The organism is Enterobacter sp. EC_64, assembly GCF_019584165.1.
In the GTDB taxonomy this organism is placed as follows: Bacteria; Pseudomonadota; Gammaproteobacteria; order Enterobacterales; family Enterobacteriaceae; genus Enterobacter; species Enterobacter roggenkampii.
Window position 1 is genome coordinate 1 of sequence record NZ_VDAS01000089.1, and the last position, 253, is coordinate 253.

The following is a 253-nucleotide window of genomic DNA, read 5'->3' on the forward strand; positions in this document are numbered from 1 at the left end:
TCCTACGGGAGGCAGCAGTGGGGAATATTGCACAATGGGCGCAAGCCTGATGCAGCCATGCCGCGTGTATGAAGAAGGCCTTCGGGTTGTAAAGTACTTTCAGCGGGGAGGAAGGTGTTGAGGTTAATAACCTCAGCAATTGACGTTACCCGCAGAAGAAGCACCGGCTAACTCCGTGCCAGCAGCCGCGGTAATACGGAGGGTGCAAGCGTTAATCGGAATTACTGGGCGTAAAGCGCACGCAGGCGGTCTG

At 55.7% G+C, this 253-nt stretch carries 1 rRNA gene; it reads left to right on the top strand.

Annotated elements, in window-relative coordinates:
* Window positions 1–253: ribosomal RNA gene (locus FHC52_RS22595) — 16S ribosomal RNA — on the top strand; the annotation flags it as partial.